This window comes from Pedobacter paludis (assembly GCF_003173575.1).
Classification (GTDB): Bacteria; Bacteroidota; Bacteroidia; order Sphingobacteriales; family Sphingobacteriaceae; genus Pedobacter; species Pedobacter paludis.
Window position 1 is genome coordinate 21,657 of record NZ_QGNY01000004.1, and the last position, 21,347, is coordinate 43,003.

General features: G+C 34.8%; 23 protein-coding genes. 12 read left to right on the forward strand and 11 right to left on the reverse strand.

All coding sequences use genetic code 11. The features are described 5' to 3' along the window. Window positions 1-64 precede the first annotated feature (64 nt). The 4 genes from DF947_RS11255 to murA all read left to right on the forward strand — a co-directional run bounded on the left by DF947_RS11255 (window position 65) and on the right by murA (window position 4,044). Window positions 65-1,096, forward strand: a complete 1,032-nt coding sequence (locus DF947_RS11255) for a glycosyltransferase family 9 protein (protein ID WP_109929829.1) — start codon at window positions 65-67, stop codon at window positions 1,094-1,096. Then, window positions 1,089-1,586, forward strand: coding sequence for a SixA phosphatase family protein (locus DF947_RS11260; protein ID WP_109929831.1), 498 nt, complete (start codon window positions 1,089-1,091; stop codon window positions 1,584-1,586). Before DF947_RS11255 ends, DF947_RS11260 begins: the two co-directional genes overlap by 8 nt. A gap of 359 nt (window positions 1,587-1,945) precedes the next feature. Continuing rightward, window positions 1,946-2,629, forward strand: coding sequence for a DUF4290 domain-containing protein (locus DF947_RS11265; protein ID WP_109929833.1), 684 nt, complete (start codon window positions 1,946-1,948; stop codon window positions 2,627-2,629). Between the two features lie 89 nt (window positions 2,630-2,718). Further along, window positions 2,719-4,044: a UDP-N-acetylglucosamine 1-carboxyvinyltransferase gene (gene murA, locus DF947_RS11270; protein ID WP_109929835.1), complete on the forward strand. Its 1,326-nt coding sequence runs from the start codon at window positions 2,719-2,721 to the stop codon at window positions 4,042-4,044. A gap of 392 nt (window positions 4,045-4,436) precedes the next feature. Here murA and DF947_RS11275 read toward each other — a convergent pair whose 3' ends face one another. The 7 genes from DF947_RS11275 to DF947_RS11305 form a co-directional block, all read right to left on the reverse strand. Continuing rightward, a complete protein-coding gene (locus DF947_RS11275; protein ID WP_109929837.1) occupies window positions 4,437-5,798 on the reverse strand; it encodes a pyridoxal-phosphate dependent enzyme in 1,362 nt (453 codons plus the stop codon). Between the two features lie 281 nt (window positions 5,799-6,079). Beyond that, a complete protein-coding gene (gene dprA / locus DF947_RS11280) occupies window positions 6,080-7,174 on the reverse strand; it encodes a DNA-processing protein DprA (protein WP_109929839.1) in 1,095 nt (364 codons plus the stop codon). A gap of 59 nt (window positions 7,175-7,233) precedes the next feature. Further along, on the reverse strand, window positions 7,234-7,500 hold the full coding sequence (locus DF947_RS11285; protein ID WP_109929841.1) for a hypothetical protein: 267 nt from the start codon (window positions 7,498-7,500) through the stop codon (window positions 7,234-7,236). Window positions 7,501-7,643: 143 nt separating this feature from the next. Beyond that, entirely contained in the window at window positions 7,644-9,149 is a 1,506-nt protein-coding gene (locus DF947_RS11290; RefSeq protein ID WP_109929843.1) for a S41 family peptidase, read from the reverse strand. Between the two features lie 8 nt (window positions 9,150-9,157). Next, complete coding sequence (locus DF947_RS11295; RefSeq protein WP_109929845.1) at window positions 9,158-9,766, reverse strand: HAD family hydrolase; 609 nt, start codon at window positions 9,764-9,766, stop codon at window positions 9,158-9,160. A 1-nt stretch (window position 9,767) separates the two neighbouring features. Continuing rightward, the gene (locus DF947_RS11300) at window positions 9,768-10,241 is read right to left on the reverse strand and encodes an ATP-grasp domain-containing protein (RefSeq protein ID WP_109929847.1); all 474 of its coding nucleotides are present in this window, start codon (window positions 10,239-10,241) and stop codon (window positions 9,768-9,770) included. An 89-nt stretch (window positions 10,242-10,330) separates the two neighbouring features. Beyond that, entirely contained in the window at window positions 10,331-10,981 is a 651-nt protein-coding gene (locus DF947_RS11305) for an ABC transporter ATP-binding protein (RefSeq protein WP_109929849.1), read from the reverse strand. Window positions 10,982-11,193: 212 nt separating this feature from the next. On the opposite strand from DF947_RS11305, the gene DF947_RS11310 reads away from it, so the two are divergent. From DF947_RS11310 to sucC, 7 genes are all read left to right on the forward strand, one after another. Then, the gene (locus DF947_RS11310; protein ID WP_109929851.1) at window positions 11,194-11,829 is read left to right on the forward strand and encodes a hypothetical protein; all 636 of its coding nucleotides are present in this window, start codon (window positions 11,194-11,196) and stop codon (window positions 11,827-11,829) included. Between the two features lie 2 nt (window positions 11,830-11,831). After that, complete coding sequence (locus tag DF947_RS11315) at window positions 11,832-12,128, forward strand: winged helix-turn-helix domain-containing protein (protein WP_109929852.1); 297 nt, start codon at window positions 11,832-11,834, stop codon at window positions 12,126-12,128. Window positions 12,129-12,173: 45 nt separating this feature from the next. Beyond that, a complete protein-coding gene (locus tag DF947_RS11320) occupies window positions 12,174-12,485 on the forward strand; it encodes a hypothetical protein (RefSeq protein ID WP_109929854.1) in 312 nt (103 codons plus the stop codon). A gap of 17 nt (window positions 12,486-12,502) precedes the next feature. Continuing rightward, window positions 12,503-14,071: a DUF4153 domain-containing protein gene (locus DF947_RS11325; protein ID WP_109929855.1), complete on the forward strand. Its 1,569-nt coding sequence runs from the start codon at window positions 12,503-12,505 to the stop codon at window positions 14,069-14,071. Window positions 14,072-14,187: 116 nt separating this feature from the next. Further along, window positions 14,188-14,955, forward strand: a complete 768-nt coding sequence (locus DF947_RS11330; protein ID WP_109929856.1) for a ferritin-like domain-containing protein — start codon at window positions 14,188-14,190, stop codon at window positions 14,953-14,955. Between the two features lie 126 nt (window positions 14,956-15,081). Continuing rightward, window positions 15,082-15,390, forward strand: a complete 309-nt coding sequence (locus DF947_RS11335) for a hypothetical protein (protein ID WP_109929858.1) — start codon at window positions 15,082-15,084, stop codon at window positions 15,388-15,390. A gap of 308 nt (window positions 15,391-15,698) precedes the next feature. Continuing rightward, window positions 15,699-16,898, forward strand: coding sequence for an ADP-forming succinate--CoA ligase subunit beta (sucC, locus tag DF947_RS11340; protein ID WP_109929860.1), 1,200 nt, complete (start codon window positions 15,699-15,701; stop codon window positions 16,896-16,898). A gap of 551 nt (window positions 16,899-17,449) precedes the next feature. Here the strand turns inward: sucC and DF947_RS22235 are convergent. From DF947_RS22235 to DF947_RS11355, 3 genes are all read right to left on the reverse strand, one after another. Further along, window positions 17,450-17,803 (reverse strand): hypothetical protein, encoded by a 354-nt coding sequence (locus DF947_RS22235; protein WP_158526264.1) that lies wholly within the window; start codon window positions 17,801-17,803, stop codon window positions 17,450-17,452. A 97-nt stretch (window positions 17,804-17,900) separates the two neighbouring features. Further along, entirely contained in the window at window positions 17,901-18,104 is a 204-nt protein-coding gene (locus DF947_RS11350) for a helix-turn-helix domain-containing protein (protein ID WP_109929864.1), read from the reverse strand. Window positions 18,105-18,196: 92 nt separating this feature from the next. Beyond that, a complete protein-coding gene (locus DF947_RS11355) occupies window positions 18,197-19,036 on the reverse strand; it encodes a DUF2975 domain-containing protein (RefSeq protein WP_109929865.1) in 840 nt (279 codons plus the stop codon). A 421-nt stretch (window positions 19,037-19,457) separates the two neighbouring features. Here DF947_RS11355 and DF947_RS11360 point away from each other — a divergent pair, with 421 nt between their 5' ends. Continuing rightward, entirely contained in the window at window positions 19,458-20,318 is an 861-nt protein-coding gene (locus DF947_RS11360; RefSeq protein ID WP_010601359.1) for a sigma-70 family RNA polymerase sigma factor, read from the forward strand. Between the two features lie 98 nt (window positions 20,319-20,416). Here the strand turns inward: DF947_RS11360 and DF947_RS11365 are convergent, their stop codons facing one another. Further along, entirely contained in the window at window positions 20,417-21,280 is an 864-nt protein-coding gene (locus tag DF947_RS11365) for an AMP nucleosidase (RefSeq protein ID WP_205940786.1), read from the reverse strand. Between the last annotated feature and the right edge of the window lie 67 nt (window positions 21,281-21,347).

Here is a 21,347-nt window from a genome sequence, read left to right on the forward strand (position 1 = left end):
CAAAGGCACGAAGAACACAAAGGAAAATCTTGGTGCTTTTTGTGTCTTTGTGATGAACAAGCCTATGGCATTAACAGAAAAAATTATTGTTTTACGTTTTTCAGCCATGGGCGATGTTGCGATGGTAGCTTCTGTTTTACAGGAATTTTGTGTTCAAAATCCATCTGTAGAAATTATCATGGTTAGTCGCGAGGCCTTTAAACCCTTTTTTGATGGCATAGATAATTTGATTTTTCACCCAATTCAGCCAAAAACAATTCATAAAGGCATTTCTGGGCTATTTAAACTTTATACAGCATTAAAAAAATACAAGCCCTATGCCATTGCAGATCTGCACGATAACTTAAGAAGTAGAACCCTTTCTTTATTCTTCCGTTTAGCTGGAATAAAAATTAAACGAATTGACAAAGGCAGGGCTGAAAAAAAAGCTTTAACACGAACAACAAATAAAATATTTAAACCACTCCGTCCAACTGTAGAACGTTACGCTGATGTTTTTAGGGAATTAGGATTTACCATCAGGCTTAGCCATAAACTAAAAAAATCACCAAAAAATCTTCCGCAAAAAGCAGAAGCGTTCTTTAAGAAAGATGCAACACAAAAAATAGGCATCTCCCCTTTCGCTCAACACCTTTATAAGGTCTATCCTTTAGATAAAATGGAACAAGTAATTTCTTCATTAAGTCTTTTAGGTTATGAGCTTTTCATATTTGGTGGGGGAAAAACTGAACAGGATACTGCAGAAAAATGGGCTAAAGCTCATCCCAATACACATAATTTAATTGGGAACTTTAAATTATCTGAAGAATTGGCCATTATTTCAAATCTCGATTTGATGTTAAGCATGGATTCATCCGGCATGCATATGGCATCGTTAGAAGGAATTCCAGTCGTTTCGATTTGGGGACCTACACACCCTTATGCTGGTTTTTTGGGGTATGGGCAGTTAGAAAGTGACTGTATCCAAATTGATGATCCCGTTCGGCCAAATTCTATTTATGGAAACAAACCCTGTATCTGTGGTGTTGAAAGTTGTATGGACTTAATCAAGCCCGAAACGATTGTAAACAAAATAAAAGAAAAATTAAATGGCTAAAAACTTGCTTTTGGTACGTCATGCTAAGTCAGACTGGGGAAATATAGATTTAAAAGATTTTGATAGACCGCTAAATAAAAGAGGAAAGGAAAATGCTCCAGAAATGGCACAACGCCTGTTAAAGCGAGGTTTTAAATTCGATTTAATGGTAAGCAGCCCTGCAAAAAGAGCTTTAACTACAGCTAAATATTTTGCAGAAGCCTATCAGATTGACGAAATCCAGCTAGAGCCCAGTATTTACGAAGCAAATACAAATGCACTTTTAAAAGTTGTTAATGGTTTAAGCGACCAGGCAGAGACCGTTATTTTATTTGGACATAATGGTGGCTTAACCGATTTTGCAAACGAACTGTGTGATGGCGACATTTATAACATTCCGACGGCTGGTATGACACTGATTTCTTTTCCCTTTGAATCTTGGCAGATGATAAGCAGAGGAACTGGTGACCTGGTTTTCTTCGATTTCCCAAAAAACAAACAGGAAGTTTAAGGCATAGCTAAGAAGCGGAGAATTTTCGATACGATACTGAGTTTGCTCCCAGTATTCCCCGCTGATTGAGGGAATTAAAGGGCATGGATTTAAGCAAAAAGCACCGCCTTGGTTAATTAAACCTGATTGCAATGAAAAGCCCCAGTTTTTTATTGGGCTTGAAATGAAAAGCAGGGCTGAAAAATCAAAAGAATTACTGAGCGAACATTTCCAAATAGAATTTATATTTTATTTTACTATCTTTGAATTTATAAAAACGAAATCTGGCAATAGACATTTCGGTGAATTCATAACCTAAACTCCTCTGGTTATTTCATAATTCGTATCGCCAGAAAATTTATCCATTAATTTATCTGTACATGAATTTTGATTATAATACTACGCGTAGCCATTTAATTTTATCTGAATATGGCCGTAACGTACAAAATATGGTGAAGTATATTTGCGAATTGCCAACCATTGAAGAACGTAATAAATATGCCCAGGCGGTTATAGACCTAATGGGGTTTTTGCAACCACATTTGCGTGATGTTGCTGATTTTAAGCACAAACTTTGGGATCACCTACACATTATTTCTGGTTATCAGATTGATGTAGACAGTCCTTATCCAAAACCGCTGATTGAAAATGCTTATATAAAACCTGAGCCTCTTTCTTATCCACAACAAAGAATTACGTATAAACATTACGGTAAAACTGTTGAGGTGTTAATCGAAAAAGCAATGCGTGAGGAAAATCCAGAGCATAAAAAGGCAATGGTTCAGGGAATTGCAAACTTTATGAAGATGGCATACGTTACTTGGAATAAGGATAATGTAAGCGATGATACCATAATTAAAGATTTAAAATATCTTTCTGGCGGATTACTCTCTCTTGATGAGGGTGTTAACTTGGCCAAAGTAGAATTTAGAGCGCCAAACCCTCGTCAGAACAACAACAACAATCGGGGAAGAACAAATAATAACAACAACAACGGTAAAAACCGTCAGAACAATAACAATAATAATCGCAGACCAAACAACAACAATAAACCTAAATATTAAAGGAAAGGTAAAAGGCATAAAGTGGAACGAAAGTTTAAGTTTCTGCCCATCTCTATACTTGATACTTAATACTAAATACTAAAAGATATATGAACGCATTTGAAATAACGGGCGGAATTAAATTAAAAGGCGAAATTACTCCACAGGGTGCCAAAAATGAAGCATTACAGATTTTATCAGCAGTTTTGCTTACAGAGCAGAAAATTACGATCAGCAATATTCCCGATATTAAGGATGTAAATAAATTAATTGAACTGTTAGGCGATTTGGGAGTTGCTGTTGAACGTATTAACAAAGACACTTATACCTTTGAAGCTAAAAATATCGATTTAAATTTTTTCGAATCGGATACTTTTAAAGCAAAGGGCGGTGGTTTACGTGGATCGATTATGATTGTTGGTCCATTATTGGCCCGTTTTGGTAAAGCCGCAATACCTAAACCCGGAGGCGATAAAATTGGGAGAAGAAGACTGGATACGCATTTTATAGGTTTCGAAAAACTCGGTGCAAAATTCGTTTATGATAGCAAAAAAGCTTTTTTTAATGTTGATGCAACAGATTTAAAAGGCGCTTATATTCTATTAGACGAAGCTTCGGTTACCGGAACGGCTAACATTGTTATGGCAGCGGTTTTGGCAAAGGGAACAACCACAATTTACAATGCTGCCTGCGAACCTTATTTACAGCAACTTTGTAAAATGCTGAACCGAATGGGTGCAAAAATCTCTGGAATTGGATCAAACCTGCTCACCATCGAAGGTGTTAAAGTTTTAGGTGGAACAGAACACAGAATGTTGCCTGATATGATCGAAATTGGATCATTCATTGGTATGGCTGCAATGACAGAATCTGAAATCACCATTAAAAATGTTTCTTATGATGAGCTTGGTGTAATACCTGAGGTTTTCAAAAAATTAGGTATAAAATTAGAACGTAGAGGTGATGATATTTATGTTCCTTCTCAGAAACATTACGAAATTGATACTTTTATTGACGGTTCAATTTTAACCATTGCCGATTCTCCATGGCCAGGTTTTACTCCCGATTTATTGAGTATTGTATTGGTTGTGGCCACACAAGCGAAAGGGAACGTTTTAATCCACCAGAAAATGTTTGAGAGCCGTTTGTTCTTTGTGGATAAACTGATCGATATGGGTGCTCAAATTATTCTTTGCGACCCGCACCGTGCTACGGTTAATGGTATTGATAAAAAATATAAACTTCGTGGTATCAGCATGACTTCGCCCGATATTAGAGCGGGTGTTTCCTTGTTAATTGCCGCTTTATCTGCCGAAGGAAAATCGACCATTTATAACATCGAACAAATAGAGCGTGGTTACCAGGATATTGATACTCGCTTACGTGCACTAGGTGCTCAAATTAAGCGTGTAAACGCTGATGCACCAAGCCATTAAAAGTTAAAAATAGCTTAATTCAAAACGCCCAAGCAAGAAATTACTTGGGCGTTTTTATTGTTATTCGTCATTGCGAGGCACGAAGCAATCTTAAAACGTTCGTTATTTTGAAACCCACAGCATTAAGATTGCTTCGTACCTCGCAATGACCACCGTTTTAAAAATTAGCCCTAGCTAGTCGTGATTTGCAATCCCGTCCTAAAAACTAAGGATCGAGATTACAAATCTCGACCAAATGAAAAAATCGTGGAAATCAAAACGCTCGAATAATTTTTTATTTGAGCGTTTTTATAGTATAACGTAATTGCGAGGCACGAAGCAATCTTACAACAGTCGCTATTTTGAAACCAAAGCATTAAGACTGCTTTCCTTGCAATGGCGATTACAATTAATTACCCCGAAATCGCGTTAATAATATCATATTGTGTGATGATTTCGATCTTACCTGATTCATCTTCTACCAATACGGCAGAGTTTTCTTTATTAATCAAAGATGATATTTTATCAATTGATGTATTTAAATCAACAAAAGGAAAGGTAGCGGTCATGATTTCTGAAATTGCTGCAGATTTCAAACCAGGGTTTTCCAATAAGGCCGTAAGAATATCGCTCTCCGCAACTTTTCCGACTATCATTCCTTGTTGGGTAACCGGAATCTGAGAAATATTCATCGATTTTATGGTATTAATTGCTTCTAAAACAGATTTTGTTGCATCAAGGGTTACAATCTCTGTATTTTCTTTCTTAGCTAAAATTGATTTCGCGGTTAATTTTTCATCTTGTAAAAATCCACGTTCGCGTAACCAATCTTCATTATACATTTTGCCCATATAACGGCTTCCATGATCATGAAAGATAACGACAACAACATCTTCCGGCTTTAATTTATCTTTTAATTGGATTAAACCACCTATGGCGGCACCCGCAGAGTTACCTACAAAAATACCTTCTTTACGAGCGATATCGCGGGTCATTAAAGCTGCATCCTTATCGGTTACTTTTTCGAACAAATCGATTACATCAAAATTTACATTTGCAGGAAGAAAATCTTCCCCGATACCTTCAGTTATGTATGGATAAATCTCATCCTTATCGAAAATCCCGGTTTCTTTATACTTTTTGAAAACTGAACCATAAGTATCAATTCCCCAAACTTTAATGTTAGGATTTTTCTCCTTTAAATATTTTCCAGTTCCAGAAATTGTACCTCCAGTGCCCACACCTACAACCAAATGTGTAATCTTACCTTCGGTTTGTTCCCAAATTTCAGGACCAGTTTGTTCGTAATGTGCTTGAGAATTGGCTAAATTATCATACTGATTCGGTTTCCAAGAGTTTGGAACCTCACGCTCCAATCGAGATGAAACTGAATAATAAGAACGCGGATCTTCAGGTTCAACATTAGTAGGACATACAATTACCTCAGCACCGAAAGCCCTTAATGCATCTACTTTTTCTTTTGATTGTTTATCTGTAGTGGTGAAAATACATTTATAACCTTTAATTATCGCGGCCATCGCAAGTCCCATTCCTGTATTTCCAGAAGTTCCTTCTATAATAGTACCACCTGGTTTAAGCTTGCCACTTTTCTCCGCATCTTCGATCATTTTAACCGCCATACGGTCTTTAATTGAGTTGCCAGGATTTGTTGTCTCTATTTTAGCCAGAATTGTTCCTGGAACTCCCTTTGTTATTGTATTTAATTTAACCAGCGGCGTATTGCCGATGGTTTCTAAAATATTATTGTACCACATGCAGCAAAATTAAGCAAAGGCATTTAGTATTTTACAAACTATATTTTATTTGAAACATAATTTCGAAAATGAAAATATAATAGAATTTTATTGCATAATCTATAATAATGATAGGCATTATAGATTGATTATTGGGGGAAAAGCAACTTTGCATCTAAGTTTTCGCAAATTATCATTGATATGTGTTTATATTTTTGCCGCAGATTAACAGATTAATTTAACATAGCATTTTTAATCAATTTTTGTAATAAGAAGTTTAATCTGTAAATCTGTGGACAAACTTATGCAAGTTTATAAACCTTACCAGGTAACGAAACTATAATGCCCTGCATTTCTAAGGTGAGAATTATAATTGCCAGTTTGCTTTGCTGAATATTTAATTCTATAGCAAGTTCATCAATGGCCAATTGGCCATTTTTGAGCGCATCAACAACTTTCTGCTCATTACTGGTCAAGTTAATCTGTAAAGCTGTTTGAGCCTGTTTTTTCTTTTCTTTTATTTCATCATCCCAACCTAAATAATAAATCAAATCGTTAGCATTGTTAATCAACCCTGCCCGGTTTGTTTTAATAAGAAAATTACATCCTTCAGAAAATAAATCATTTGTTCTGCCTGGAAATGCATAAACATCTTTATTGTAAGAATTGGCAATTTCAGCGGTAATCAAGGCCCCGCCTTTTAATGATGCTTCAACAACTATCGTAGCATCTGCTATGCCTGCAATAATTCGATTCCGCTGTGGGAAGTTTTGACGATCAGGATTGGTAAGTGTTGGAAACTCGGTTAATAAACCTCCATTTAAAACCATTTTTTGGGATACTGTTTTGTGCAGCTGAGGATATAATCGATCCAATCCATGCCCTAAAATACCTACTGTCGCAACTTCGTTCGCAATACATTCCTTATGCGCAGACACATCAATCCCATATGCCAATCCACTTACTACCAAGACATTGTAAGGCGCCAGTACCTCAATTAACTGCTTGCAGAGATTCCGACCATACTCTGTTGCATTTCTAGTTCCAACGATGCTGAGAATTCTGGGATGGTTTAAATTTGCAATACCTTTAAAATATAGAAGTATCGGAGAATCGAAGCAGTTTTTTAGCCGTTTCGGATAATTATCATCCGAGAAAAAAAGCACATCTATTCCATGCTTTTCAACAAATTTCAATTCTTCTTCTGCTCGGGTTAAAGCGTTGGTCCCTAAAATAGCTTCAACTGTTTTTTCACCAATTCCGGGAATCTGAAGCAACTGCTTTCGGCTGGCCGAAAATACGTTTTCAGCACTGCCACAATAAGCAAGCAGATTTTTGGCTGTAACCGGACCAATAGATTTTATAAATGTTAAGGCAATTTTATGGAGCGTACTCATTAATATTTAAGCTAAGGTGAATAAATGCTTGGGATGATTTATTTCCTTTTTATCGTTGCCTAAAAATCAATGTCGATTAAACTTTTTAGCGGAATATGAATGTTGTTTTTTAGCTGGATATATTTTTCTGTAACCGCCCAAACTGTAGTGTCTACTCTTTTTGGGCCAATGGTGGTATTAAAAGTAATGGTTGCTTTAGCCTTGAATTCGTTTCCCAATCGCTGAGCTTCGGCAAGCTTTGTTTTCAGTTCATCGGTATGATCTTCTTTGGCATTTATAATATTTAGGTAGCTTATATGTTCTTTTTCTACAATTTCTATCGGCATAGTATCTCTTTAACGATTAATGTTAAACAAGCTTATCAATTTTTTATAAAAAAAACAACCTTTAAATTGCCTTTCTTGTAATATTTAGGATAATAAAAAAGCCAGCATTAATTATGCTGGCCCTTAATTTTAAGCAAATTCTTTTATTTAAAATTCATTTTTCTGGTTTCAATCATGCCCTTAAATTCATGATTTAATTTCTCGTTTGTATTATCAATTAAAGCTCTTGATGCAGCAGAAGTACTGCTTAAGGAATTATCTTTTAAATAAGATGTAAAGCTACCGTTTGCGGTAAAATAAAGCGCTTGGGCCAATAAAGGTTCAGCAGGGTCGCCAAAGTCTTTGCTAAGATCATCTACAACATCCTTGTCTACAGTCATCCCGTCGAAATAATCGCCAAAGTTTACAGAATTTTTAGTCTGAAACTGAGGAATATACAAATCTGATTTATTAATCCGGATAGAGAAAAAACCAACTGGCTTACCATATGTTTTACGACCGATAAGCTTAACATCCATTACGGGTTTCAGATTATTGATTAACAACTCACTTGCCGATGCGGTAGAGCCGGTTACAATAAAATACACTCTAGATACATTCAACGAACCACGTTTTTTAAACGATTCTTGATTGCCCGCAGCCATTGTTGGTTTATAAGAGTAATCGAAAAACGAATATAATCTTGTTACCCCATCTGTACCCTGTGCATAGAATTTTTGATTTTCCAAAATCGTAGCCTGCGCATTTTGCATGGTCTGATTATAATATGTGGTGTACATTATCTTACCCGTTTGTGCAGATGGAGCAATTAAATTCGTTAAAACTTCTGCTGTTCCGACCGAGCCACCACCATTGTATCTTAAATCTACAATCAACTCGGTAACACCATCAGCTGTAAATTTCGCAAATGCCTGATCCAATAATGCAGATGCGTTTGTTGTGAAGCTGTTGAACACTATGTATCCCAGTTTTTTAGCTCCAACAGTATAAGTATTGGTATACAAAATTGGATTAATTGCATAAGTACCGCGATTCACGGTAACCTCTGCAGTTGTTTTATCGGGTTTTTCTACTGTTAAGGTAACAGATGGATTACTTCCAAATATTGCAGCGTTTAAAAAATCAACATCAGCTTGAGATGCCCTTGAAACCACACTGCCATTAACCTTTGTAATGGTAAACCCTCTTTTTAAATTCACTGCAGCAGAAGGAGAATTTGCATAAACATATTTAATTTTTAATAGGTTATTGGCATCAAAGTTTGCAGAAAATCCATAATCACCACCTACGCCACCTAATTGACCAGCAACAGATCCATCATCAATAAAAGAATATTTATCCTTTCCACCATTGCTTGATAAAGCTCTAATAGCCGTTACAACTTGCTCGCTTGTTGAATATTTCCGTGGATTAAAAGCATCATAGCTCGGCATACCTACATTCCAAAAGTAGGTTTGCTTTGCATAAAGAAAAATTGAATCTCTGGTTAAATAATCCCGATTGGTTGTTGGTGTTTGTAAAGTATTACTTTCAGAAACGGAACTGTCTGCATCTGCAGCAGCGTCATTTTTTTTACAAGATGTTGTAATCCCCAACACAATTAACATAAAGCACAAAAAGGCATTTTGCGCAGTAATTTTTCTAAGCATATTTTATATTATCTGTAAATTTCTAGTGACACAATATACGGCAAATTAATTAATTTGGATTGCTCCTCATCAAATTTATTTGCACCAACAACTAACGCTTCATTTGACGATAAATTGTTGTTACTTAGTATGTTTATAAAAATTTCTGATTTAGGCTGCTGTAGTTCATCAGCAAAGAAAACCGTAAGATATTTTTCAAGCCCATTCCACTCTGTTTGCTTTATTTTATTAAGCTGCTGTTCGGGATCTCCAGTGGTTACAATAAAGATTTTCTTGCGATCTACAACCAACTCCTGCATAAATTCCAACATGTTTTTGTAAAGCAAAAGTTTTAATGGCAATCGGGCATTTTGGTGCAACAGATCGAAATTGTACTGGTAGCTTTCTGCAAGATCGAATTTGGCAGCTGTTTTCTGAAATAAATTATCGCTGCCATTTAATTCATATTCCAAACGCATAAATTCTAAAATTACCTGTGCGTTCTTTTGCTCAGAATATTCTATAAATTGTGCAAAAAGATAGTATACCTGCAATAAATAATCCTTTTCTGGAAAAAGCACGTTATCCAGTTCGAATATTACAGCCTGCTTATCTTTAGCGAATTGATATGCATCCATATTATACCGTAAAAAGTTTAAAACATTGATTATCAAAACCAAAGACGCCATTCAGTTCTTTATACTCTGCTTTTGGAAAGCTTTGATTTGTAGAAAAAATGCATTCTCCACCAATAAAAACAGCGAAATCTGATTGCAAATCGTTTTCGGTCTTTATGTATTTCTCAATTCTATCCGCCTCGGGGAGTAAAACCTGAATGCCGTATTCTCCAAACAAAACAGAAGATTTCGAAATCGGCTGAACTTCAAAATTGTGTAATGGAATTATACAATCAATTGATTCGGTTATGCAAAAATTTAAAAGAATGTGCGCAATGCTATCCTCATTTAGCTTACCTAAACTTGCAAAGGCATATTTTTCGGTGATTACAGAAGGCATTTCTCCATAGTCTGCTAGTAAAACAAAGTGATTTGGAAATGCTTTTAAAAGTTTAAGGGCTTTAGAATTATTTCCGCCTGTAATGAGTATTTTCAAATTAATTTGTGTTGAATAATAATTGTAAACGGATTAATGAAGGTTTTTGCTATGATCATATCATCCTTAAAACCTGAAAAATCCTGATCCTATACGATTAACCCATCTTTCATGGTCACTACCCTATCGCTTGTTTTTGCCAAGTGTTCGTTATGCGTAACAATTACAAATGTTTGCTGAAAATTGTCTCGCAGACTAACAAAAAGCTGATGAAGTGACGAGGCATTTTCTGAATCTAAATTACCAGAAGGTTCATCTGCTAAAATTATGGAGGGATTATTGACTAAAGCTCTCGCAATGGCTACACGTTGCTGTTCGCCACCAGAAAGCTGACTTGGTTTATGGTTAACCCGATCCTTTAGTCCGAAAAGATCCAGTAATTCTAACGCTCTAGCTTCTGCCTGTTTTTTTGATTTCTTAGCTATAAATGCTGGTATACATACATTCTCTATAGCACTAAACTCGGGTAGCAAATGATGAAATTGAAAAACAAAGCCGATGTTTTGATTTCTAAAACTGCTTAGCAAATCGCCACTTAGCTTACTAATCATGGTATCCTTTAATTCTACAGTACCTTCATCAGGCTTATCTAAAGACCCCAAGATGTGCAATAAAGTGCTTTTCCCAGCTCCAGATGGACCTATTATGCTTACAATCTCTCCTTTTTGTACTTCAAAATTTACTCCTTTTAAAATGGATAAATTCCCATACGATTTTTTAATATCAGTGGCTTTTAGCATGCTTCAAATTTAGTAAAAAAGCGCAAAGACTAAAGCAAAAAGAGGAAGGGCTAAAGCTAAAAGTTCAAAGTTAAAAACAAAGCCTAGTTCTGTGCAATCGATTAATCCGTATAATCAATCCGAAAGAAAAAATAAATTAAATCATCTTATTAAAAATAAAATTTGCAATTATCATTTTCTTATTTAACTTTGAAAAACAAAGCACTTTTAAAATGAGCACTCCAGAAGAACAATTAAATACCTTAAAAGACATTAGGCAAATGATGGATCGATCATCGAGATTTATTTCTTTGAGTGGCTTATCTGGAGTTTTTGCTGGCGTTATTGCTTTAATTGGCGCCTACTTTGCGAATCAGGAAATCGAAAAATTTATAAATAAGCGAGGTTATGGGTACGGCGTTGATGGAGAAATGGATTTGGAATTTAACCTAATAAAGCTTGGTATTTTTGTTTTGGTAATTGCTTTGGCTGGCGGAATTTTATTTACATACAGAAAAAGCCAACAAAACAACCTTCCAATTTGGGATAAGACATCAAAATCTTTATTGATCAATTTATTTGTTCCTTTATTTGCAGGTGGGTTATTTATCATTGCCTTGCTGATTAACCACCCGAATACTTATAGCATTATTGCGCCGAGTTGTTTAATTTTTTATGGCTTATCGCTTATAAACGCTAGTAAATACACCTACAGCGACATTAGATATCTTGGCTTTTGCGAAGTTTTTTTAGGTTTGGTTTGTATGTTTTACGTTGGCTATGGATTAATTTTCTGGGCTGTAGGTTTTGGTATTTTACACATTATTTATGGGTTGGTAATGTATTTTAAATATGAGAGAGGCCAATAAGAATGAAAAACCCCATTGCAGATTTAAATAAAATATTTGATAGCCGGATCAGATTAGGCGTAATGTCTATGCTTGTTGTAAACAACGAAATTGGTTTTAACGATTTAAAAAAGATGCTGGAATTAACCGATGGCAATTTAGCTTCACACTTAAATACTTTAGAGCAGGCTGAGTTTATTAAAGTACATAAGGGCTTTATCGGAAGAAAAACCAATACTACCTACTCGATTACGCCTTTGGGCAAACAGGCCTTTAAGGCACATTTGGATGCACTTGAAAAAATGATCAAGAAATTATAAATATTTTTTTAATTAATTACTTTGAAATACAAAGCACTTTTAATTATGGAAACAAAAAATGATTACCCGCTTTATATTGTTAGTTTTTCTAGAAAACTTGCTCTTTACTCCTTTTTAAGTGGGGTTTTAATTACCATAATCTACATTGTAACTAAAGAAGATTCTTTAATGGGTTTTGGTCTTTTATACTCGGCTATCGCATTCTTTGCCAATATAATTGTTTTGCTGATGTTGTTTGGAACAATGATTATCCATCAGGATTACTGGAAAGATATTTCCATTTCCATCTTAATATTATTGGCAAATATCCCTGCCTTTTTTATCTGCTTCTATTTGGTTACTCAAGTACAATCGTAATTCTTAACATAAAAAAAATGAAAAATAAATCCAACTTTTTGATGTTGTCTGCCCTACTGGGTGGCTTGCTTTTTAACTTTCTCTTCTGGGAAGAAAGGTTAGCGCTGAACTTGCTTATTTACAGCGTTTATTTATTGATGATAACTTTTGTAAATCCAGAAGTTATCAAAAGCAGTAAATTAAAAATTTATGGACTCGCCCACCTATCCGCAGCGGTTTTGGTTGTGATAAACAATTCAGACTTAACGCTGGCAAGTTATTACATCAGCATGCTTTTATTTATTGGTATTGCCCATAACCAACAAATTAGAACTGTTTTCGTTGCCATTTTAGCTGCCTTTTTACAATTGGCAACCGTTCCATTTAATGCCATTAAAAACCTAACTGAGGTTCGGATTGGCAATTTCAATTTAAAGCCCTTCTTTAAATTGCTTAAATATGTTTTAATACCGTTTGTAATTGTAACTGTTTTTACCTGCTTATATTCTGCAGCCAGCACTGTATTTGCACATTACGTAGAATTGGTTTTAAACAGCATTGCAAATTCTTTGGGAGATGTGATCAATTTCTTTTTTAAAGATTTAAATTTTGGTCGTGTGGCTTTCTTTTGTTTTGGTTTACTTGTAACAAGCGGCATATTATTAACATTTTTTGATAAGAGTTTGCAAAATGCCGAGCTTAAGTGCAAAGAGCAGCTGCTAAGGGTTAGAAGAAAAATTAACCAAAGAACAGCCTGGTTTGAGTTTTTACAGATTTTTACTGGAGGTTTATTATATAGAAAACTGGCCTTAAAAACAGAATATATTATCGGATTAATCTCTTTCGGTTCATTAAATCTTTTGCTCCTATTTTTAAATGCGATAGATATTACAACACTTTGGTTTGGGTATAAACCTTCTGGTAATTTTTCTAGCGAGTTGCATCAAGGTACCAATTCTCTAATCTTTAGTATAGTTATGGCGATGTTTGTTATTACCTATTTCTTTAGAGGAAATTTAAACTTTTTTAGCAAAAGTAAAACATTGCGCTTTTTGGCTTTTGCATGGATGATTCAAAATTGCATCCTCATTATATCTGTATTGATCCGCGATGGGTATTATATCGAATTTCATGGCTTAACGCACAAGCGAATTGGGGTTTTGGTATTTGCCATTCTTTGTATTATAGGCCTAGCGACTGTTTACATAAAGGTTGCAAAGCAAAAAACCTTATTCTATCTTTTTAAAACGAACGGCAATATCTGGTTTATACTTCTGCTTGTATTCAGCACCATTAATTGGGATGTTTTAATTGTAAAATACAATCTTAACCATACAGATTCAGTTTCGATAGATCCCGATTATTTAATTTCCTTATCTGAAAAAACTTTGCCACTGCTTGATAAAAACCGTGCGAAAATCAATCAATCAGCAACTAACGAATCTGAAACACGAACCAGAATTTATGCAAATCCACAAGATATCTTGATGAATAAGCTGGATCAAAGAATTGATTTTTTTAAAGAAAGGTATGAAAAAGCGAGCTGGGTGTCTTGGAATTTACAGGACTGGAACACTGCAGAATATTTTGGACTAAATGGAAAATAAGATGAAAAGACTCCATAAGTTAAACGCAATAATTTCAGCACTTGTTAGCCTGCTAGGCTTCAATTTAAGATGCCTCATTGATTCAATGTTTACAGTTTACCATACTAAAAAAGAACATGAAAATACATAGCTCAACATACTGGACTCGCTATTTTGCAGGTAACTCAAAGATAAAAAGAGTCGATTGGACAATTAGCCCACAAATCTCTGGTGAAGAAAGCGCAAAAATCCTTAAATCCTTGCAAGCATGGCAACTTGGCGAAACTTCTGAAGGTGAACATTTGCTTCATGCGGCTAAAAAATATTCTAAAGCCATAAATGATGCTGAATACCCAGAGGCCGTTAAATTGTTTATCAAGGAAGAACAAAAACACGGCAATAATCTTGGTAGGTACTTAGATTTAATCGATGCGCCTAGAATTAAAAAAGATTGGGGTGATAGCCTTTTTCGCAGGATAAGATACTTTAACACCAATATGGAACTTTGGACGATTGCTGTAATTACCGTAGAGAGCGCTGCACAAATTTTTTATCAAGCTTTAAAAGATGCCACAAAATGCAAATTGCTTAAGCAGATATGTACGGATATTTTAATTGATGAGGCTGCGCATATCACATTCCAAAGAGAACGTTTGTACATTATTTTTAGTCAGAAAAATTTCTTTTCAAAGTGGGTTGCTTATTATGCATACTCTTGCTTTTTTATCAGCACCAGTTTGGTAGTGTGGTTTGCCCATAAAACATTATTTAAAGCGGGTAGGCTAAGTTTTTGGCGGTACTTTAATAAGATGAAGTTTAAACTTGGCAAAGTTGCCGGCAGATCGATTTTGTACGATTTCCATACAGAAAAAGCTGAACTCATTGCATTACCCAAAACCGTTTGAATAAAATCCTTTACAATTAACCTCTCCCCTTTGCTAAACTTTTGTTGGATTTAGTTTTTCCCGGTGCCCTGCATCGGGAAGCAAAGGTTAAGTATTTTTTAAACAAAATTATTAATTTTAAACATCATGAAAACCCAAGAAGTATTTAAATCTTCAACCCGAAGAATTACAATTATTTTAACTGTAACGGCCATAATATTGAGCATTCCGTTAATTGCAATGCAGTTTAGCAGTGAGGTAAAATGGACCTTAAACGACTTTATTACCGCCGGTATATTATTGCTAAGTACAGGCTTAGCGATAGAACTCGTTGTTAGAAATATGAAAAACGGCACTTTTCGAACAGTTCTATTGATAATTATATTACTGGCATTGTTTCTAATTTGGGCAGAATTAGCCGTGGGCATTTTCGGAACCCCATTTGAAGGAAGCTAGTTATTTTGAAACTTTGCAGAAACCGATATGCCAAGAACCATAATCTTTGTTAGATAAACCCGAGATAAGCGGAAATACTTTTAAAATTGCATCAGCTTTGAATTTGCTTTCATTCTGGGGCACGAAGAATCTGCCACCAATGAAACAGATTCTTCATACCTCAGGATGACAGAAGTTTTTAAAAGATTGTAGCGTTGGCGGGGCCGTATTTCCCGATTAACATAAAACGTTCATTTTCTCGAAAAAATCGGCAATTGCTATTTGTTTAAAGGGTTTGAAATTGTAGCTTTGGGCAAATTTTGTAGCAAATGAATATTCACGAATACCAGGGTAAACAAATATTAAAAAGTTTCGGTGTAAACGTTCAAGAAGGAATTGTTGCCGATACTCCGGAGCAAGCTGTTGAGGCTGCTAAGCAACTGAAAATTGATTACAATTCTGATTGGGTTGTAATTAAAGCGCAAATCCACGCTGGTGGTCGCGGTAAAGGTGGTGGTGTAAAATTGGCCAAAAACCTTGATGAAGTTAAACAACGCGCAACCGATATTATTGGTATGCAATTGGTTACTCCTCAAACCGGACCAGAAGGTAAATTAGTGAGTAAGGTTTTAGTTGCTCAGGATGTTTATTATCCAGGCGCTTCTGAAACTAAAGAATTCTACATTTCAGTATTATTAGATCGTGCAAAAGGCCGCAACATTATTATGTACAGTACCGAAGGCGGTATGGATATTGAAGAAGTTGCTGAACATACCCCACATTTAATTTTTAAAGAAGAAATCGACCCGAAAGTTGGTTTACAGGGTTTCCAAGCACGTAAAATTGCTTTCAATTTAGGTGTTAGCGGTGTTGCACACAAAGAGATGGTTAAATTTGTTTCTGCTTTATATAAAGCTTACGAAGCTACTGATTCTTCGATGTTCGAGATTAATCCAGTACTAAAAACTTCTGATGATAAGGTAATTGCGGTTGATGCTAAAGTTAATTTAGATGAAAACGCATTGTTCCGTCATGCTGATTACGCTGCAATGCGTGATGTTACAGAGGAAGATCCAATGGAAGTTGAGGCAAGTGCATCTAACCTAAACTTTGTTAACCTTGATGGTAACGTAGGTTGTATGGTTAATGGTGCTGGTTTGGCAATGGCAACAATGGATATTATTAAATTAGCCGGTGGTGAGCCTGCTAACTTCTTGGATGTTGGTGGAACTGCAAATGCACAAACGGTTAAAGCGGCTTTCAATATTATTTTGAAAGACCCTAACGTTAAAGCAATCCTGATAAATATTTTTGGCGGTATTGTTCGTTGCGATCGTGTTGCTCAAGGTGTTATCGATGCTTATAAAGAAATCGGAAATATTCCTGTTCCAATTATCTGTCGTTTACAAGGTACAAACGCAGAAGAAGCAAAGAAATTAATTGATGAGTCTGGACTTCAGGTTTACTCTGCAATAGCTTTAAAAGAAGCTGCTGATTTAGTAACCAAAGTTTTGGCTGAGCAAGCATAATAAAGCTTAAAGCAGAAAGCTTACGGCTAAAAGAAATAAAACAACATAAAAAAATCCTTCCAGTTAACACTAGAAGGATTTTTTTATGCACACCATTTAAAACACCATCGAAAACTTTATGCCAATTTTGGACATATGCTTAAATGTTCTAAGGTGTCTTAAGTGGTGAGAATAATTTGAAAATCGGGTTTCTGTAAGCTTCGGTTCTGATAGTTCTGCTATACTTCCTGCCGACAGAAAAAATCGGCATCCATCCTATCAGGTTTATTTAACACTGGTAAACCGCTATTAGGTTAAAAGTAATCACAAGAAACTAACGAAGTTTCTACTCTGCTTCTACCCTTTGAAAATCGTAAGTGATTTAGTCATCCGATGAATATTTGCCCTTTGCCTATATTCATCGGATGACTAATTATATCGTTAATAATTCTCACTATCAGTATTTCTTTTTATTGAAGAGACAATTACAATAGTCATACTTGTTTGATAAAATAATATAATACTCCAAAAATTTTCAAAAGCATCATGGGTATTACCTTTGAACATTAGAGTTAATGAGGAAATAGATATAAACTTAATAATGTAGTTAATAAAAACTGCACTACACCAAGCTTAATACCTTTGAATGTGAATTTAATAAGTATTAAGACAAAAGAAATTGCGCTAAAGCAGCCAAGCCAAGCAGCTAAAAATTTAAAAAATGGATTTTTCTCATAAAAGCTTTGTAATTGTCCAAGCGGTAGATAAAAAGGTACAGTAGCCCAAAGATAAAGTGTGTAAAACAAAAAAGTTAGAAGAATAAAATTATAGTCATACCTCCTATGTCGTCTATTAGAAAGCGTTATTGCAATACTAAAAATTAAAGGTGAAGCCAGCATAAAAGCAGCTTGAAATAGTGTGAGCAAAACAATTACTACGGTCGAAATCAATAAGAACCAAAAGGTATCTTTTTGTATCTATTTTAAGTAACTTGTTAAATAAATGCATAGTAATTTTTATTACTTATTCTCTAAACTCCAAAATATCTCCCGGTTGGCATACCAATACTTTACAAATGGCATCTAAAGTTTCCAAACGAATGGCTTTGGCCTTACCTGTTTTAAGGATAGATAAATTAGACATCGTAATCCCAACCCGCTCACTTAACTCAGTTAGCGACATTTTACGACGGGCAAGCATTACATCTAAATTTATAATTATGGGCATATTTAGATATAATTAAATGGTTAAATCGTTTTCTTGTTTAAGCCTATACCCTCTTTTAAAAGCGGTGTAAATTGCAAAAAACAATGTACCAACTAAAATAAAGTAAAATCATTTGATGAAATAGCTTTTGTGTAAATTGCACCATCTGATAGGGTTTTCATATAAAAGAGATAAATTATAAACGATACACAGTACGGCAAGAGTACTATAGCAAAACAGCATATAGCTATCCAAAATAATCTACGGATATTAATTTCTTCGAAGATTTTATTTTGGGATATTCCTATTAAAAACTTCAGCACCAAAAGAAAGCCAAAAACATAAATAAAAAGCATCATACCAACTATGGTATAACAGAAAATTTTTGCTAAAATTAATTGAGTACCGTTGGATAAAGGAATTAAAACTTTATTTGCTTTGGTATCATAACGGTATTTAACCACCTTATCTTCATAATTAACTCTAAAATGGCGAGCCCTAATTTTATTCAAAATCGGCGTTCTTAAATAGGATTTACCATCTTTATAGTAATAACTAGAACCATTTTGGAAATCATATCTATTTTGGTTTAAACCGAAATCAGTCAATACAAGAAACTTCTGATGGCTTTTTCTTGCTGAATCGCTGTATGTGAAAATGCCCAAACCGTTCCCATGCATTCCATTACTACTAATAAGGTTTGTTCTATGGACTTCAGCATTCATTTTAAGTTGATTCAGATTATTTTCGAGCATCATAATACTATCATCCAACAAGTCAAACTTTAGTGTCTTTCCCACTCTTTCGTAACTACCTTCATCAGATCCACTGGAACTAAAACTGTGCACATCCGTTTTAGCGATAAAGAAAAACCAAAATGCCAGTGTTAGAATACACCCTATAAAAACAGCTATTATAATATCCCCAATTAGTGATTTACTTCTATTTCTCATATTATTATATTGTTAAATCCTTTTCTTGCTGAAGCTTAATTGATAAACCATCATCTTTATAAATTAAAATCGCCAAATAAAATACGACCAATGGAAATGGCATTGAACCAGCTTTCCTTGTCCATACGAAAATTCCCGAATCGTCATATTTAATTAATAATTATAAGACAAACATAAATAATTATTTATTAAAAATCAAAATATATTTATTGAATTACAATAAATATATTTTGATTATCAATTATAATTGTCATTCAGTCCAAAATAATGTCAAAAACTTTATTGGAATGATTTTTGTTGTAAGTAAAACTGTAAAATACTTGTGCAAACACCTACATTTTCAGCATTTTATCCTTTCAAATTGCTATTCAATTTCGTAGCTTTGCACACTCAATAATTAAAGAGCACACAATACGTATAAATGAGACAACTCAAGATAACGCAATCCATTACCAACCGTGAAAGTCAATCATTAGACAAATACTTACATGAAATTGGTAAAGTAGATTTAATAACAGCAGAAGAGGAAGTAATTTTAGCAAGGAAGATTCGTGAGGGTGACCAAGCTGCATTAGAGCGACTTACCAAAACCAATTTACGTTTCGTTGTTTCTGTTGCAAAACAATACCAAAATCAAGGTTTAACTTTAGGTGATTTGATTAACGAAGGAAACTTGGGTTTGATTAAAGCGGCTAAGCGTTTTGATGAAACTAAAGGTTTTAAATTCATTTCGTATGCTGTTTGGTGGATTCGTCAGTCAATTTTGCAGGCAATTGCTGAGCAAAGCCGTATTGTACGTTTACCTTTAAACCAGGTAGGCTCATTAAGCAAAATCAGTAAGGCTTTCTCTAAATTAGAGCAAGAATACGAGCGTGAACCTTCTCCAGAAGAATTGGCAGATATTTTAGAGACTACAGTTGATAAGATTTCAGATACTTTGAGTAACTCTGGTCGCCACGTTTCAATGGATGCTCCTTTTGTTCAAGGTGAAGAAAATACATTATTGGATGTATTGGAAAACCACGAGCCAAATACAGATAGTTCATTGATTAATGAATCGTTATCAGAAGAAATTAAACGTTCTTTATCTACCTTAACAGAAAGAGAAAGAGAAATTATCGTTCTGTTCTTTGGTTTAGGCTCTAATCACCCACTATCTCTAGAAGAAATCGGCGAGAAATTTAACTTAACACGAGAACGTGTTAGACAGATTAAAGATAAAGCGTTACAACGCTTGCGTCATACTTCAAGAAGCAAGATTTTAAAATCTTATTTAGGCTAAATTATTCAAAATGGAATAATCATAATATTTAAAGACCGACATATTTGTCGGTCTTTTTTGTTTATGGAGACTTATTCTTCTTTGCAGTGAAGATAATATTAAAACAACAAGTGCTTAACAGTCAACCCATTATTGATTAGCTGTTTAAGAGAATCTATTCCAATTCTTAAATGTGTTTCTACGTATTTTTCTGTTACATTACTATCGCTCTCAGCGGTTTTTACGCCTTCTGGAATCATCGGCTGATCAGAAACTAAGAGTAAGGCGCCTGCAGGAATTTTGTTCGCAAAAGCAGTTGTAAAAATTGTAGCTGTCTCCATATCAACAGCCATCGCTCTTAATGTTTTTAAATACTTTTTAAATTCCTTATCGTGTTCCCAAACTCTTCTGTTTGTAGTATAACAAGTTCCTGTCCAATAATCTCTACCGTGATCGCGAATAGTAGTAGATATTGCTTTCTGTAAAGCAAATGCTGGCAACGCGGGCACTTCTGCAGGAAGATAATCATTCGATGTTCCTTCTCCCCTAATCGCCGCAATTGGTAAAATTAAATCACCTAGCAGGTTCTTCTTTTTCAAACCCCCACATTTACCTAAAAACAACACAGCTTTTGGTTTAATGGCGGTTAACAAATCCATCATCGTAGCAGCAAGCGGACTTCCCATACCAAAGTTTATTATGGTTATTCCATTTGCGGTAACGCTTTGCATCGGCTTATCCAAGCCCATTATTGGAGCATTGTCATTCCACTCGGAAAACATGCTTACGTATTTACTAAAATTGGTTAATAGAATATAATCCCCAAACTGATCGAGAGGTCTACCCGTATAACGTGGCAACCAGTTTTTAACAATCTCGTCTTTTGATTTTAAACCCGATTTTACTGGTGATTCTACTTCTTTTATTTTTTTAGATTGTTCTACTATTGCTTCGTCTTTCTTTACGTCTTTTTCTTCATTCATAATATAATAAGTTTAGTGCTAAGTGAAAAAACACTAAGCATATGTACAAAAAATGGCAACACTAAAA

Bases quoted from the DNA above. Each gene is read 5' to 3' on its own strand.
- DF947_RS11255 (WP_109929829.1), top strand. From the start codon at position 65: ATGGCATTAACAGAAAAAATTATTGTTTTACGTTTTTCAGCCATGGGC.
- DF947_RS11260 (WP_109929831.1), top strand. From the start codon at position 1,089: ATGGCTAAAAACTTGCTTTTGGTACGTCATGCTAAGTCAGACTGGGGA.
- DF947_RS11265 (WP_109929833.1), top strand. From the start codon at position 1,946: ATGAATTTTGATTATAATACTACGCGTAGCCATTTAATTTTATCTGAA.
- murA (WP_109929835.1), top strand. From the start codon at position 2,719: ATGAACGCATTTGAAATAACGGGCGGAATTAAATTAAAAGGCGAAATT.
- DF947_RS11275 (WP_109929837.1), bottom strand. From the start codon at position 5,798: ATGTGGTACAATAATATTTTAGAAACCATCGGCAATACGCCGCTGGTT.
- dprA (WP_109929839.1), bottom strand. From the start codon at position 7,174: ATGAGTACGCTCCATAAAATTGCCTTAACATTTATAAAATCTATTGGT.
- DF947_RS11285 (WP_109929841.1), bottom strand. From the start codon at position 7,500: ATGCCGATAGAAATTGTAGAAAAAGAACATATAAGCTACCTAAATATT.
- DF947_RS11290 (WP_109929843.1), bottom strand. From the start codon at position 9,149: ATGCTTAGAAAAATTACTGCGCAAAATGCCTTTTTGTGCTTTATGTTA.
- DF947_RS11295 (WP_109929845.1), bottom strand. From the start codon at position 9,766: ATGGATGCATATCAATTCGCTAAAGATAAGCAGGCTGTAATATTCGAA.
- DF947_RS11305 (WP_109929849.1), bottom strand. From the start codon at position 10,981: ATGCTAAAAGCCACTGATATTAAAAAATCGTATGGGAATTTATCCATT.
- DF947_RS11310 (WP_109929851.1), top strand. From the start codon at position 11,194: ATGAGCACTCCAGAAGAACAATTAAATACCTTAAAAGACATTAGGCAA.
- DF947_RS11315 (WP_109929852.1), top strand. From the start codon at position 11,832: ATGAAAAACCCCATTGCAGATTTAAATAAAATATTTGATAGCCGGATC.
- DF947_RS11320 (WP_109929854.1), top strand. From the start codon at position 12,174: ATGGAAACAAAAAATGATTACCCGCTTTATATTGTTAGTTTTTCTAGA.
- DF947_RS11325 (WP_109929855.1), top strand. From the start codon at position 12,503: ATGAAAAATAAATCCAACTTTTTGATGTTGTCTGCCCTACTGGGTGGC.
- DF947_RS11330 (WP_109929856.1), top strand. From the start codon at position 14,188: ATGAAAATACATAGCTCAACATACTGGACTCGCTATTTTGCAGGTAAC.
- DF947_RS11335 (WP_109929858.1), top strand. From the start codon at position 15,082: ATGAAAACCCAAGAAGTATTTAAATCTTCAACCCGAAGAATTACAATT.
- sucC (WP_109929860.1), top strand. From the start codon at position 15,699: ATGAATATTCACGAATACCAGGGTAAACAAATATTAAAAAGTTTCGGT.
- DF947_RS11350 (WP_109929864.1), bottom strand. From the start codon at position 18,104: ATGCCCATAATTATAAATTTAGATGTAATGCTTGCCCGTCGTAAAATG.
- DF947_RS11355 (WP_109929865.1), bottom strand. From the start codon at position 19,036: ATGAGAAATAGAAGTAAATCACTAATTGGGGATATTATAATAGCTGTT.
- DF947_RS11360 (WP_010601359.1), top strand. From the start codon at position 19,458: ATGAGACAACTCAAGATAACGCAATCCATTACCAACCGTGAAAGTCAA.
- DF947_RS11365 (WP_205940786.1), bottom strand. From the start codon at position 21,280: ATGAATGAAGAAAAAGACGTAAAGAAAGACGAAGCAATAGTAGAACAA.